The organism is Parvibaculum sp. (assembly GCF_049651025.1).
Classification (GTDB): Bacteria; Pseudomonadota; Alphaproteobacteria; order Parvibaculales; family Parvibaculaceae; genus Parvibaculum.
The window spans coordinates 1-13,790 of the sequence record NZ_JBASBH010000020.1 but is presented as its reverse complement, the minus strand read 5'-3'; the positions used below and the strand labels follow the sequence as shown (position 1 = coordinate 13,790).

The window sequence follows — 13,790 nt, the reverse complement described above, 5'->3', positions numbered from 1 at the left end:
GGCTCGACCCGGCCATCCACGCCTTCCTTCGGATCGAAGGCGTGGATATGCGGATCGAGTCCGCGCGGCGAAAAAAGTAGAATTGAGATTGATATGACTGACGCGGCCAAGAATTTCATCGAGACCTATGAGCGCGAACGCAATGCGTTGCCGGGCGCCAGCCTCGGCTGGCTTGCTATCCGGCGCGATGCGGCTCTGAAAGCCTTTGCGGATGCGGGCCTTCCTCATCGCCGTCTCGAAGATTGGCGCTACACCGATTTGCGTCAGGCGCTGGAAAAAGCATCTCTCGCGCCAGCGCCCGGCCATCAGGCTGCCGCATTGCTTCCCGACGCAAGCCGCGCTTCCGTCGCTGCCTTTGCAGGCATCGAGCGCCACGTCATCGTTTTCGTGAACGGCAGGCTCCGCACCGATCTGTCGAAATTCGATCTGCCCGATAGCGTCACGTTGAAGCCGCTCGCCGAAGCCTTGAGCGAGTCCTGGGCGCGCGAGCTTGTCGAAACGCGCGCCACCGATGCGCAGGCGGCAAACGTCGTCGCACTTAACACCGCGCTGATGCATGACGGCATGGGCCTGCACATCGCCGCAGGCGTGAAGCTCGATGCGCCGCTGCATCTTCTCTTCCTCGGTGCCGACGATGGCATATGGCACGGGCGCAATCTGATCCGCCTTGAAGAGGGCGCAGAGGCGACCATTTTCGAAACTCATATCGATGCGGGCGCGAAGCATTATTTCGCCGATCTCGTGACCGATGTGTCGCTGGCCCCGGATGCGCGCCTGACCTGCATCAAGGTGCAGGACGAAGCGCCGACCGCGATACATCTGTCGACTTTCGCCACCCGTCTGGAGGCCCGCTCGAACCTGTCGAACTTCATCATGACGCTTGGCAGCGCATTGTCGCGCGATCAGGCTTTCATTCGCTTTGACGGGCAGGGCGCGGAAGCCCATGTCAACGGCGCGACAGCGCTGCGCGGCAAGCAGCATGGCGACCAGCTCTGCAACGTCGATCACGCAGTTCCCCATTGCAACAGCCACACGCTGTTCCGCACCGTTCTCGACGAGTCCGCGACCGGCGTGTTTCAGGGCAAGGTCATTGTGCGTCCCGACGCGCAGAAGACCGATGGCCGCCAGATGTCGAACGCGCTTCTGCTCTCGCGCGACGCGGCAATGAACGCCAAGCCCGAGCTTGAGATTTACGCCGACGACGTTCAATGCGCGCATGGCAGCACCATCGGTGAGCTGGATCGTGAAGCGCTTTTCTATCTGCGCTCGCGCGGCATCGACGAAGAAACCGCGCGCCAGCTTCTGATTTCCGCCTTCCTCGACGCCGCCTTCGACACGGTGCCGCATGAAGGCGCGCGCGACGCGCTGCGTTTGCTCGCCGCAAGCTGGTTCCGCCTCGGCGAAGAGGAGACGGCATGACCATTGTGACAAAGCTCGCCGAAGCCCCTTATGACGTCGCCGCCATCCGCGCCGACTTCCCGATCCTGTCGCGCGAAGTCTATGGCAAGCCGCTCGTCTATCTCGACAATGGTGCCTCCGCCCAGAAGCCCCGCGTCGTCATCGACGCGATGCGCAATTCGATGGAGCACGAATACGCAAACGTCCATCGCGGCCTGCATTATCTTTCGAACACCGCGACGCAGGCCTTCGAGGACGCGCGCGAAAAAGCTCGCGCGTTTCTGAACGCGCCGACGACCGACGAAGTCATCTTCACCAGCGGCTCCACCGATGCGCTGAACCTCGTCGCGTCGAGCTTCGCCGCGCCCCTGATCGAACCCGGCGACGAAATCGTGCTCTCCGTCATGGAGCATCACTCGAACATCGTGCCGTGGCATTTCCTGCGCGAGCGCCAGGGCGCGGTGCTGAAATGGGTGCCCGTGACGGACGAGGGCGACCTCGACATGGACGCCTATGCAAAGCTGCTCGGACCCAGGACGAAGCTCGTCGCCATCACGCACATGTCGAACGTGCTTGGCACCGTCACGCCGCTGAAGGAAATCGTCCGCCTCGCTCACGCGAAGGGCGTTCCCGTCTGCGCCGACGGTTCGCAAAGCGCCGTCCATCTCGACGTTGACGTGCAGGCGCTCGACATCGACTTCTATGCCGTCACCGGCCACAAGATTTACGGCCCCACCGGCATCGGCCTTCTTTACGGCAAGAAGGAACTGCTGGCGAAGATGCGTCCCTATCGCGGCGGCGGCGAGATGATCCGCGAAGTCTCGCTCGACAATGTGACCTACGCCACGGCTCCCCATCGCTTCGAGGCAGGCACACCCGCCATCGTCGAAGCCATCGGCCTCGGCGCCGCGCTTGATTATGTGCATGGCGTCGGCCGCGACCGCATCGCCGCGCATGAGGCAAGCCTGCTCGCCTATGCGACCGAGCGCCTTTCGGCGATCGACGATCTGCGCATCATCGGCACGTCGCGCAGCAAGGGCGGCATCATCTCCTTTACGATGGGCGAGGCGCATGCCCACGACATTGCGACGATCATCGACCGCGCAGGCATCGCGGTCAGGGCAGGGCATCACTGCGCCCAGCCGCTGATGGAGCGTTTCGGCGTCACGGCAACGGCGCGTGCATCCTTCGCCATGTATACGACGCATGAGGAAATCGACCGCCTCGTCGCCGCCCTTATCGACGCCAAGAAGTTTTTTGTTTGAGGTCCATGATGTCGGAAGACGTGAACATGACCAGAGAGACGCAAACGCCGGAACCCGTCGAAGGGGAGGCGCCCTCCGCCATTCCGCCCGAGGAACTGGCGGCGCTGACCGACGACATCATCGCGGCGCTGAAATCCGTCTACGACCCGGAAATCCCGGTCGATATTTACGAGCTCGGCCTCATCTACAAGGTCGACGTCTCGGATGATCGCGATATCCTGATCGAGATGACGCTGACCGCGCCGGGCTGCCCTGTCGCGGGCACCATGCCCGAAATGGTCGCGGACGCGGTTCGCTCCGTTGAAGGCGTCGGCGATGTGAAGGTCAACATGACCTTCGACCCGCCATGGGACGCCAGCCGCATGTCCGACGAAGCGCGCGTCGCGCTCAACATGTATTGACCGAACTTGAATAGAGCGCGTCTACTATCCATGTGTAGGCGCTGGAGGATTTGAATATGGCTCGACAGCTCCCCAAGGCGATCACGCTGACCGACAAGGCAGCCGAACACCTGCGCGCGATCATGCAGCGCTCGGAGGGGAAGTATATCGGCTTGCGCGTCGGCGTGAAAAACGGCGGCTGCGCCGGCATGGAATACACGATGGAATATGCCGAAGACCAGAAGCCGCTCGATGAAGTCGTCGAGGACAAGGGCATCAGGATTCTGATCGACCCCAAGGCGATCCTTTTCCTCATCGGCACTGAAATGGATTATGAGACCGAGAAGTTTTCCGCCGGTTTCAAGTTCAACAATCCGAACCAGACGGATGCTTGCGGCTGCGGTGAAAGCGTCACCATCGAGCCCGCCCGCGTCTGACGCCTAGCGCGCATTCCAGCGCAGCTCGGTGCTGCGATCGGGCGCAACGAAGCGGCTCTTGGGAAATGTCGCGGTCACCGTTGTGCCTTCGCCGACAACGCTTTCCATTTCTATCGTGCCGCCATGCAGGCCCATGATCTTGCGCACCAGCGGAAGCCCAAGCCCCGTGCCCTGATGCGTGCGCGACATCGCGCTTTCGACCTGAACGAAAGGTTCGAAAATGCGCTGTATATCGGCTTCCCTGACGCCGATGCCGGTGTCCTTCACCTTCATGGCGAAATTTCCGGCCGCATCCAGCCCGATCTCGATCCAAACGCAACCGCCCTCAGGCGTGAACTTGAGGGCGTTCGATGTCAGGTTGATGGCCACCTGATTGAAGAGGCGGGGATCGGCGATGATCCATGGAATATCGTCGCGCACACGGAATGACAGATCGACATTTATCTCCGAAGCGCGCTGGCGGAACATGCGCATCGAGCGGTTGAGCGCCTCGACCGGATCGATCGGCTCCTCCGCAAGCTGCAGCTTGCCCGCCTCCGCCTTCGAAATATCGAGAATATCGTTGATGATGCTCAGCAGATGCGTGCCGCTGGAGCGAATGTCGCCCGCATAATCGGCATATTTCTCCTGCCCCACGGGACCGAACATCTGGTTCGCGATGATCTCCGAAAACCCGATAATGGCGTTCAGCGGCGTGCGCAGCTCATGGCTCATGATCGCGAGGAAGTCGTTCTTCGCCCGGTTCGCCGCTTCCGACCGGCTGAGCAGCCGCTCAGAGCGCGTACGCTCCAGCCGCAGCTTCTCATTGTCCACGAAGCTTTTGCGAAGCTGATATTCCTGGATGAAGTTCAGGAAAATGCTGATCGCCGCCGCGCCGCCCAGAAACGTGTTGTTGCTGGCCAGAACATCGAACGGCACCGGATTGATGACAATGGCGGTCCATTCATAGGCCGCCAGAATGATGATCGAAACGGTCGCCGAATAAATATAGCTCAGCCGCCACAGGCAGTTGGCGTAACCCAGCACGATGACAAGGCCGCCGTAATAGAGATAGGCCCCCGGCGCCGCGGCAACAGCCGTCATATAGACCACCGCCATGCCCGGCAGCAGCATCGAGAATGACAGCCAGCCCGCGCTGCGATGGGTAAAGCGCGGCGAATAGGTCATGGCGGCGACGACAAGCATGGCAGGGCAGGTGATGCCGAAGCGCACGGCCCAGGCTTCATAGGCAACATCGGGGATGATGTAGAAGTCGAGAATGCCGAACAGCCCGAATACAATGCCGCCCAGAGCGATCGACAGGCGCGTGATGTTGATCTGCCGGGCAAAGTTGTCCGCGCTGAAAGTGTCCTCGATCTCTCGATCGCGGAAACGCAGCGTAAGCAAGCTCATCGCATAGTCGCGCCTGTACTCGGACAGTACGGCGCTGTCGTCGCTGCTCAATATCTGATCCTCACGATGATCAGGAAACGAGACCCCTGCTGATCTGTTTGGGCAGAAGCCGGGGAAAACTTTTCTGCCTCACTGCCTCTTATTTCACGTGAACTCCTAATAACGGCTTAAGGTAATGAGTCGTTAACGCCTCGCAGATGTTTGATTTCCTGTCGCTTTTGCTGGCTTGCGACATGCTGGACGGTTGATTTTTAGACAAATTAATAGAAAATTAGCCCTGTTCTCCCGGCGCAGGATCCAGCAGGTCGCAAACCTCCTGAACTATCCTGCGCGGCGGCGACAAATAGGAGCGCGTTCGGGCGATTTTTCGTTCGGCGCTTATGCGCATCGCGCTTCGGGTGGGGGGGCTGCCACGGTGAATGTTTTTCCGGCTGAAATGCGCCTTCAGGATGTCGTCGTCCCCAAGCTCGGCACGCCCGGCGACTGGCTGACCGCGGATGAGCGCAAGGCCCTGACGACAAAGTCGCTGCGTCGTGGTCTGACGATACTGGGCATCCATTACGCGCTCTATCTGGCAACGCTTGTCGGCGCCGTCGCCGCGCTTCCGCTCTGGCTCAATCTTCTCTTCGCCGTCGCCAATGGCGCGCTGATCGGCCTCATCTTCCTGATCGGTCACGACACGGGCCATGCGAGCTTCGTTCCCGGACGCCGCTGGAACATCTGGCTCACGCGCATCGCCTTCACGCCCTGTCTCCATTCGCGCAGCCTCTGGGATGTCGTTCACAATCGCATCCATCACGGCTACGCCAATCTCAAGGGCTTCGATTATGTCTGGGCGCCCATGTCGAAGGCGGAGTTCGACAATGCGTCATGGGCGCGGCGTACGCTTGAGCGTATCTATCGCGGCCCCTTCGGCCCGGTGATTTATTACTGGTACGAATTCTGGATGAAGAAGCTCGTGCTGCCCATCTCGCCGGAATCGCGCGGCGAGTGGCGCAAGCATCTTCCCGACACGCTTTACGTGCTTGTCGTCGGCGGCGGCATGGTCGCGTTGATCGGTGTCGTCGGCCATCTGCTTGCGCCCGAGCGGTCGCTCGCGCTCACCATGCTGATCGGCTGGGTCATTCCCTTTGCCGTCTGGAACTATCTGATGGCGCTCTCCATCTTCCTTCAGCACAACCATCCCATGGTGCCGTGGTTTGCCGAGCGCGAGGAATGGACCTTTTACGGCGGCAATATTCGCGGCGCAGCGCATGTCGATCTGCCGTTCGATTTTCTGCCGCTCTTCAAATGGGTCATGTTGCACAACGCGCATCACGCGCTGCCGTCCGTGCCGATCTACAAGCTCACCGAGGCGCAGACGAAACTGATCGAGGCCTATGGCGCCGATATCGTGCGCTACAAATTCACGCTGCCCGCCTATCGAAACGTCTATCGCGCCTGCAAGCTTTTCGACTATGAGCGCAAGCAATGGACGGATTTTGAAGGCCGCCCGACAGCCGAGCCGATCGACATGACGCCAGCCATCGAGCGTGCCGATCTTGGCAGCGTCAATGCACCGGCGAGCCCGACGCGCCGTGGCGGACGCGGCTTCCCGCTCCGTCCGGGTCAGGTGCGCCCCGCCGCCGAAGAAGCGGCGCGCAAAACCACCGCATCGAGCAACGACTGAGGCTCAGGCGGCCCAGACGAAATAGCCCGCCAGCAGCGTGCCGAAAACGATCCGGTACCAGCCGAAAACGGAAAACCCGTGATGGCTGATGAAGCTGACGAGCCAGCGCACCACGACAATCGCCGAGATGAAAGCCGACACGAAGCCGACGGCAATGATGGCGCTGTCGTCCGGGTTGAGAATGTGCCGTGCCTTCCAGAGATCGAGCACCGTCGCGCCCAGCATGGTGGGAATAGCGAGGAAGAACGAAAACTCCGCCGCCGTCTTGCGCTCGACGCCAAGCAGCAGCGCGCCAAGGATCGTCGCGCCGGAGCGTGAAACGCCGGGGATCATGGCGAGGCATTGAAAAATCCCGATCTTGAAAGCCGTCAGGTTTCCGAGATTTTCAATCGCATCGACGCGCGGCGCCGGTTTCCAGCGCTCGATGGCCAGAATGGCGATGCCGCCCAGCACCAGCGAGGCGCAAACCACCATCGGCGAAAAAAGCACCGTCTTGATGAAGTCGTGCAGCAGGAAGCCCAGAAACGCGGCGGGCAGAAAAGCGATGATGATGGCCAGCGCGAAGCGCCGTGCGGCCGGGTCGCTTCCCAGCCCGAAAGCCACCGTCAGCAGCTTGCGCGCATAGAGAACGCAAATCGCCAGGATCGCACCAAGCTGAATGACAACCTCGAAGACGTCCGCCGTCGCGCCGGTAAAGCCGATAAGTTTCCCGGCGATTATGAGATGTCCGGTGGACGATATGGGCAGGAATTCTGTGACCCCCTCGACAATGCCAAGAAAGATCGCCTGAAAAAGAACGAGGAAGGACATATGTAAGGAGAGCCTGCTTCTGGAGTTGGTTCGTCGAACCTAGCACAGGCTCATTCGATCTTGCTCCGGCCAAGCAGGTTCGGCAGCCCGAATTCGGTTAAATTCGGTTCATCCTGGGTTCAGGCGGCAGATGGCACTCTGCGCCTACACTGGCACCGGATGCCGGTTGAAACAGGAGGCACCCCCATGGTGCGTTTGGACAAAGCGGCAGTGAGAATCAGTTTGACCCTGGCGCTCGGCGTCGGTTCGCTCGGCCTCTACACATCGACGGCTTTGGCTGCCCGCGATTGGCAGCAGCCGCAGCAGGATGACAGCCAGAACCAGAAAGAGCGCGGCGCACGCGAACGCCAGCAGGGCGAGCAGCGTCAGCAACAGCAGCGTCAGCAGCAACAACAGCAGCAGCAGCAGCAACAGCAGCGCCAGCAGGTAGATCAGCAGCGCCAAGAACAGCAGCAGCGGCAGCAGGCCGACCAGCAGCGTCAGCAGCAGGATCGCTGGCGTGGCCAGCAGGATCAGCAGCGCCAGATGCAGCAGCGTCAACAGGCCGACCAGCAGCGTCAGCAGCAGGATCGCTGGCGCGGTCAGCAGGATCAGCAGCGCCAGATACAGCAGCGTCAACAGGCTGACCAGCAGCGGCAGCAAGATCAGCGCCAGCAGAACAATCGCTGGCGTGCGCAACAGGATCAGCGCCCGCAGCAGGACCAGCGTCGACAGCAGGCCGATCAGCAGCGTCAGCAGAATGATCGCCAGCGCGCGCAGCAGGATCAGCGTCAGCGGCCCGACAACCGCCAATATGGTCAGCGACCGGATGATCGTCGTCCGGCGGACTGGCGCGGCAATGACCGTCGCGACCCGCGCTGGAACCAGCAGTCGCAAGGCCGCAACTATAATCGCGACAACCATCGCGACTATCGCCGCGAGCCCGACTGGAATCGCTGGCGTCAGCGCCACTATGTCAGCACGCCGCGTTATTACTGGTACAATGATCGCGGGTCGCGTCCCTGGTTCGACTACAATCGCACCAGCTATATCTCGATATATGCGCCGACCTACGTCATTCCCTACAACGCCTATGAGAGCTATGGCAGCTCCTATTACGGGCCGGTCGGTTGCAATCGCGATGTTGTGGGTGCCGTGCTCGGCGGCGTCGCCGGCGGTTTGATCGGCGCGCATAATGGCGGCGGCGGCGCAACGGTTGGCGGTGCCATCATCGGTGCGATTCTGGGCGGCGCTCTGGGACAGGCGATCGATATCAGCGATCAGGCCTGCTACGGACAGGTGCTCGAATATGCGCCGTCCAATCAGCCCGTCTATTGGGAAAGCGATGGCGCGCAATATCAGGTGACGCCGCTGCGGACCTACCAGTCCGGCTCGGGCGAGTATTGCCGCGAATACCAGACCTACGTCTATATCGATGGTCGCGAAGAACAGGCTTACGGCACGGCTTGCCGCCAGCCCGATGGTGCCTGGCGCGCAATGAACTGATGCGCTTCAGCACGACGAATAAAAGCGGCGGCCCGGAAAACAGATCCGGGCCGCCATTTCTTTTTGCTATTCGCCGCCGCCGCGCCGGTTGAGCCCGGCAAGACGCGACACGTCGCGGACCGCGCCGCGCGCGGCGCTTGTCGCCATGGCGGCATAGGCCTGAAGGGCAGGGGAGACGCGCCGCTTGCGCACTTCCTTCGGCAGCCAGCCAGCCGCATCGGCCTTCTCGCGCCGCGCCGCAAGTTCGGCATCCGACACCGCGAGATGGATGGTGCGCTTGGGAATATCGATCTCGATCACATCGCCCGTTTCGACAAGGCCGATCGCGCCGCCTTCGGCAGCTTCCGGTGAAACATGGCCGATGGAAAGTCCAGACGTGCCGCCCGAGAAGCGTCCGTCAGTGACAAGCGCACAGGCTTTGCCGAGGCCCTTCGATTTGATGTAGCTCGTCGGGTAGAGCATTTCCTGCATGCCCGGCCCGCCGCGCGGTCCTTCGTAGCGGATCAGCACAACCTCACCGGCCTTGACCTCGCCGGTCAGAATGCCCGACACCGCGCTGTCCTGGCTTTCATAGACGCGCGCCTTGCCCGAGAAGGTGAGGATGGATTCATCGACGCCCGCCGTCTTCACGATGCAGCCGTCTTCCGCGATGTTGCCGTACAGAACGGCAAGCCCGCCATCTTTCGAATAGGCATGAGCAATATCGCGAATGACGCCATTCGTGCGGTCGAGATCGAGCGCAGGGTAACGCCGCGACTGCGAGAAAGCCTCCGTCGTGCGAACGCCGCCCGGTGCCGCGCGGAAAAACTCATGCGCGTGGTCGCTCTTGGAGCGGCCGATATCCCAATGATCGATGGCCTCGCCAAGTGTCGGGCTATGGATCGTCGTGGCATTGCGATGAATGAGCCCGCCGCGATCCAGCTCGCCCAGAATGGCGAAAACGCCACCGGCGCGATGCACGTCTTCCATATGCACATCGGCGATGGCAGGCGCGACCTTGGCAAGGTTCGGCACACGATGCGAAAGACGGTCGATGTCCTTCATCGTGAACTGGATTTCGCCTTCATGCGCGGCTGCAAGCAGATGCAGAACCGTATTGGTCGAACCGCCCATCGCAATGTCGAGCGACATGGCATTCTCGAAAGCGTCGAACGTCGCAACATTGCGCGGCAGCACGCTCTCGTCATTCGTCTCGTAATAGCGCCGCGTGATCTCGACGATGAGGCGTCCGGCTTCAAGGAAAAGCTCCCTGCGGTCCGAATGCGTCGCCAGCGTCGAACCGTTGCCGGGCAGCGAAAGGCCGAGCGCTTCCGTCAGGCAGTTCATCGAGTTGGCGGTGAACATGCCCGAGCACGAGCCGCAGGTCGGACAGGCCGAGCGCTCCACGACGGCCACTTCCTCATCGGAAATATTGTCGTCGGCGGCGGCGACCATCGCATCGATCAGATCGACCGAGCGCTCCTCGTCGTCCCACTTCACCTTGCCCGCTTCCATCGGCCCGCCGGACACGAAGACGACCGGAATATTGAGCCGCATCGCCGCCATCAGCATGCCGGGCGTGATCTTGTCGCAATTGGAAATGCAGACCAGCGCGTCGGCGCAATGCGCATTGACCATGTACTCGACGCTGTCGGCGATGAGGTCGCGCGAGGGCAGGCTGTAGAGCATGCCGTCATGGCCCATCGCGATGCCGTCATCGACCGCGATCGTGTTGAACTCCTTGGCGACGCCGCCTGCCTTTTCGATTTCGCGCGCGACGAGCTGGCCGAGGTCTTTCAGATGTACGTGACCCGGAACAAATTGCGTGAACGAATTCGAGATGGCGATGATCGGCTTGCCGAAGTCGCTGTCCGTCATGCCGGTGGCGCGCCAGAGGCCGCGGGCGCCGGCCATGTTGCGGCCGTGAGTCGATGTGCGAGACCGATAGGGAGGCACGGGGATATCCTTTCGTCCGGGGGCGAGGCTGCATCGCATGAAATCGCTCAGCGATATTCTGCGCTCGCGTTTTCCGGGTATTACTATCTGCGCGAAGCTGAGAAAACCAATATCACAAAAGCGCGCAGTCGGGGAGGGCATAGCCCCTTGTAACAACAAGGTTATTGCCCTCGCTCGCGCCTCGCTCAAGCTCTCGCAGGAAACGCTCACAAACCGCTCGCTGGAGATCGTCCCTCGCATCCGCGCCGGAGGCTGTTGCGACCAGTTCTCAAGTGCGGGTATCGGTTCATTTCAGCCGCTCCCGACCCTAGTATCGGGAGGTCGATCCATACTGACGGAGACAGAAAAGATGAACGAAAAACTCCCCGTCATCGACATGCGCCCACTTTTCGACGAAAGCGCAACGGCGGCTCGCGCCAACGTCGCCCGCGAAATCGATGCCGCATGCCGCGACAACGGCTTTTTCTACGTGACAGGCCATGGCGTCGATCCGGCCATCCTCGCGCGCCTCGAAGCGGCAAGCTGGCGCTTTTTCTCGCTGCCCGAAGAGCAGAAGCTGAACATCGCCATGGCGAAAGGCGGCCGCGCCTGGCGAGGTTTCTTCCCCGTCGGCAACGAACTCACCTCCGGCAAACCCGATCTCAAGGAAGGCATATATTTCGGCACGGAGCTTCCGCCCGATCATCCGCGCGTTCGCGCAGGCGTGCCTTTACATGGTCAAAATCTCTTTCCAGCCGAAGTGCCGGAGCTGCGAAACGCAGTGCTCGACTATATCGACGCATTGACCAATACGGCTCATGCGCTGATGCAAGGCGTGGCGCTCGCGCTCAGTCTCGACCGGCGCTACTTCGCCGATCACTACACCGCTGATCCGACAGTGCTCTTCCGCATCTTCCACTATCCGCCGTCGCCAGCCGGAGACGAGGGCTGGGGCGTCGGCGAACATACGGATTACGGCCTGCTCACCTTGCTCGCTCAGGACAAGATCGGCGGCCTGCAGGTCAAGACGGCGCGCGGCTGGATCGAGGCGCCGCCCATTGAAGGCACCTTCGTCTGCAATATAGGCGACATGCTCGACCGATTGACGGGCGGCATTTATCGCTCAACGCCTCATCGCGTGCGCAATACAAGCGGTCGCGGGCGGCTCTCCTTTCCGTTTTTCTTCGACCCGGGCTTCGACGCCGAAATCGTCCCCCTTCCGCATAATTCGACGAGCGTCAGAGACGACAGCGCCGAGCGCTGGGACAGGGAAAACGTCCATGCCTTCACCGGCACCTATGGCGATTACCTGATGGGCAAGGTGTCCAGGGTTTTTCCAGAGCTGCGGCAAGAGGTTTTCTAGTCTTTCGGAGTTCGGTTTTCCGGAGCAAAAAATGCTGCATTCGCACAAGGATGCAGTATGCAGGCATGAAATTCCGGAGAGTTCGAACGGAGAGCTTTTCGTCACGAAATTGCTGTGTTAAGCGCATTGAGAATGGGTTTAACATGCGTTCGGAGGCGAGAGCTTTGAGATTGGTTGAGTGCGCCTCGTCGACCGCGAAACTCGACTCTTCATTCCTTCGGCAGATTGTCTGCCCTCACGAGCCAATGAAGCCAAAACGGAGCGTCTTCATGAACTGGAAAATCGGGACGGGATTCGTCGCGATGGCAGTTGCCGGTCTGATATCGGTTGCTGCCCACGCCGAAGAAAAAGTCCTCAACGTTTACAACTGGTCGGACTATATCGCCGAAGACACGGTGGCGAAGTTCGAGAAAGCGACCGGCATCAAGGTTCGCTATGACGTTTATGACGGCAACGAGACGCTTGAAGCCAAGTTGATGGCGGGCAATTCGGGTTACGACGTTGTCGTGCCGACGTCGTTCCCCTTTCTCGATCGCCAGATCAAGGCAGGCGTCTACAAGGAAATCGATCGCAGCAAGATTCCGAACTACAAGAATCTTGATCCCGATCTGATGAAGCGTGTCGCTGCAGCCGATCCCGGCAACAAGCATGCCGTCATCTGGATGTGGGGCACGACCGGCTTTGGCTACAACGTCAAAGCCATTGAAAAGCGTATTCCGAATGCGCCGGTCAATTCGCTGGACCTGCTTCTGAAGCCGGAAAACGTGTCGAAGCTCAAGGATTGCGGCGTCACCTTGCTCGACAGCCCGACCGACGTTATTCCGATCGTGCTGAACTATCTCGGCCTCGATCCGGACTCCAGCAAGCCTGAAGATATTCAGAAGGCGCAGGACCTGCTGATGAAGATCCGTCCCTACGTCAAGTATTTCAACTCGTCGCAATACATCAACGACCTGGCCAATGGCGACGTGTGCCTGTCGCTCGGCTGGTCGGGCGACATCTTCCAGGCGGAAAGCCGTGCGGAAGAAGCCAAGAACGGCATCGAGATCAAATATACGATCCCGAAAGAAGGCACGTTGATCTGGTTTGACACGATGGTCATCCCGAAAGACGCGCCCCATCCGGAAGCGGCTTATGCCTGGATCAACTTCAATCTCCAGCCGAAAATCGAGGCGGCGAACTCCAACCACGTCGCTTACGCCAACCCTGTGCCGGCGTCCAAGGAGTTCCTTGACGACTCGGTGAAGAACAATGAAGCGATCTATCCGCCCAAGGAAGTGATGGACAAGCTCTTCACCGTCCCGACCAAGGATGCGGCGTTCAACAGGTTGCAAACACGAGCCTGGACGACAATCAGGACCGGTAAATAGAACAAGGCGGCCCCGGCGGACAAAATCCACCGGGGCCATTTACTCCTGCAGGGGTCGCTAGTGTCGGACGTACAAAGCATCAAGTTGACGGATCAGTTGACGTCGACACTCGCTCGTTTCGGTTTGACCGGAAGGCGCATTGTCATCGGGGTTCCCCTGATCTGGCTTTGCGTCTTCTTTCTTTTGCCGTTCCTGATCGTTCTCAAGATCAGCTTCGCGACGCAGATCATTTCCATCCCGCCTTTCACGCCTCTGCTCGACTGGAGTGGCGGGGGACTTGTGCCAGGCCTGCAAATAGATTGGTCGA

12 protein-coding genes and 1 pseudogene are annotated in these 13,790 nt (G+C 60.5%); 9 read left to right on the top strand and 4 right to left on the bottom strand.

Annotated features, from left to right (window positions below; translation table 11 throughout):
* Positions 1 to 93: 93 nt before the first annotated feature.
* From sufD to WA943_RS02410, 4 genes are read left to right on the top strand one after another with little or no spacing between them, the layout of a single operon-like run.
* Positions 94 to 1,419: a Fe-S cluster assembly protein SufD gene (gene sufD, locus WA943_RS02425; RefSeq protein ID WP_424468243.1), complete on the top strand. Its 1,326-nt coding sequence runs from the start codon at positions 94 to 96 to the stop codon at positions 1,417 to 1,419.
* Complete coding sequence (locus WA943_RS02420) at positions 1,416 to 2,663, top strand: cysteine desulfurase (protein WP_424468242.1); 1,248 nt, start codon at positions 1,416 to 1,418, stop codon at positions 2,661 to 2,663. Before sufD ends, WA943_RS02420 begins: the two co-directional genes overlap by 4 nt.
* Positions 2,664 to 2,689: 26 nt before the next feature.
* Entirely contained in the window at positions 2,690 to 3,064 is a 375-nt protein-coding gene (locus tag WA943_RS02415) for an SUF system Fe-S cluster assembly protein (RefSeq protein WP_424468241.1), read from the top strand.
* Positions 3,065 to 3,120: 56 nt separating this feature from the next.
* Positions 3,121 to 3,480, top strand: coding sequence for a HesB/IscA family protein (locus WA943_RS02410; RefSeq protein WP_424468240.1), 360 nt, complete (start codon positions 3,121 to 3,123; stop codon positions 3,478 to 3,480).
* Between the two features lie 3 nt (positions 3,481 to 3,483).
* On the opposite strand, the gene WA943_RS02405 is transcribed toward WA943_RS02410, so the two are convergent.
* Entirely contained in the window at positions 3,484 to 4,923 is a 1,440-nt protein-coding gene (locus WA943_RS02405; RefSeq protein WP_424468239.1) for a sensor histidine kinase, read from the bottom strand.
* Between the two features lie 364 nt (positions 4,924 to 5,287).
* Between WA943_RS02405 and WA943_RS02400 the strand changes: the two genes are divergently transcribed.
* Positions 5,288 to 6,541 (top strand): fatty acid desaturase, encoded by a 1,254-nt coding sequence (locus WA943_RS02400; protein ID WP_424468238.1) that lies wholly within the window; start codon positions 5,288 to 5,290, stop codon positions 6,539 to 6,541.
* A 3-nt stretch (positions 6,542 to 6,544) separates the two neighbouring features.
* Here the strand turns inward: WA943_RS02400 and WA943_RS02395 are convergent, their stop codons facing one another.
* Positions 6,545 to 7,351, bottom strand: a complete 807-nt coding sequence (locus WA943_RS02395; protein ID WP_424468237.1) for an undecaprenyl-diphosphate phosphatase — start codon at positions 7,349 to 7,351, stop codon at positions 6,545 to 6,547.
* Between the two features lie 144 nt (positions 7,352 to 7,495).
* Entirely contained in the window at positions 7,496 to 7,891 is a 396-nt protein-coding gene (locus WA943_RS02390; RefSeq protein ID WP_424468236.1) for a hypothetical protein, read from the bottom strand.
* Between WA943_RS02390 and WA943_RS02385 the strand changes: the two genes are divergently transcribed.
* Positions 7,877 to 8,836 carry a hypothetical protein gene (locus WA943_RS02385; protein WP_424468235.1) on the top strand — a complete coding sequence of 320 codons (960 nt, stop codon included), beginning with the start codon at positions 7,877 to 7,879 and terminating at the stop codon, positions 8,834 to 8,836. The two genes, WA943_RS02390 and WA943_RS02385, sit on opposite strands and share 15 nt — an antisense overlap.
* Before the next feature lie 66 nt (positions 8,837 to 8,902).
* Here WA943_RS02385 and ilvD read toward each other — a convergent pair whose 3' ends face one another.
* Positions 8,903 to 10,771, bottom strand: a complete 1,869-nt coding sequence (gene ilvD, locus WA943_RS02380) for a dihydroxy-acid dehydratase (RefSeq protein ID WP_424468234.1) — start codon at positions 10,769 to 10,771, stop codon at positions 8,903 to 8,905.
* Positions 10,772 to 11,120: 349 nt separating this feature from the next.
* Between ilvD and WA943_RS02375 the strand changes: the two genes are divergently transcribed.
* The 3 genes and pseudogenes from WA943_RS02375 to WA943_RS02365 all read left to right on the top strand — a co-directional run.
* The gene (locus WA943_RS02375; protein WP_424468233.1) at positions 11,121 to 12,113 is read left to right on the top strand and encodes an isopenicillin N synthase family dioxygenase; all 993 of its coding nucleotides are present in this window, start codon (positions 11,121 to 11,123) and stop codon (positions 12,111 to 12,113) included.
* A 269-nt stretch (positions 12,114 to 12,382) separates the two neighbouring features.
* Positions 12,383 to 13,483, top strand: a complete 1,101-nt coding sequence (locus tag WA943_RS02370) for a polyamine ABC transporter substrate-binding protein (RefSeq protein ID WP_424468232.1) — start codon at positions 12,383 to 12,385, stop codon at positions 13,481 to 13,483.
* A gap of 60 nt (positions 13,484 to 13,543) precedes the next feature.
* Positions 13,544 to 13,790: pseudogene (locus WA943_RS02365) on the top strand (hypothetical protein); the annotation flags it as partial.

Coding starts and splice junctions, on each gene's coding strand:
- WA943_RS02420 (WP_424468242.1), top strand. CDS start 1,416: ATGACCATTGTGACAAAGCTCGCCGAAGCCCCTTATGACGTCGCCGCC.
- WA943_RS02375 (WP_424468233.1), top strand. CDS start 11,121: ATGAACGAAAAACTCCCCGTCATCGACATGCGCCCACTTTTCGACGAA.
- WA943_RS02415 (WP_424468241.1), top strand. CDS start 2,690: ATGACCAGAGAGACGCAAACGCCGGAACCCGTCGAAGGGGAGGCGCCC.
- sufD (WP_424468243.1), top strand. CDS start 94: ATGACTGACGCGGCCAAGAATTTCATCGAGACCTATGAGCGCGAACGC.
- WA943_RS02370 (WP_424468232.1), top strand. CDS start 12,383: ATGAACTGGAAAATCGGGACGGGATTCGTCGCGATGGCAGTTGCCGGT.
- WA943_RS02385 (WP_424468235.1), top strand. CDS start 7,877: ATGCAGCAGCGTCAACAGGCCGACCAGCAGCGTCAGCAGCAGGATCGC.
- WA943_RS02395 (WP_424468237.1), bottom strand. CDS start 7,351: ATGTCCTTCCTCGTTCTTTTTCAGGCGATCTTTCTTGGCATTGTCGAG.
- WA943_RS02410 (WP_424468240.1), top strand. CDS start 3,121: ATGGCTCGACAGCTCCCCAAGGCGATCACGCTGACCGACAAGGCAGCC.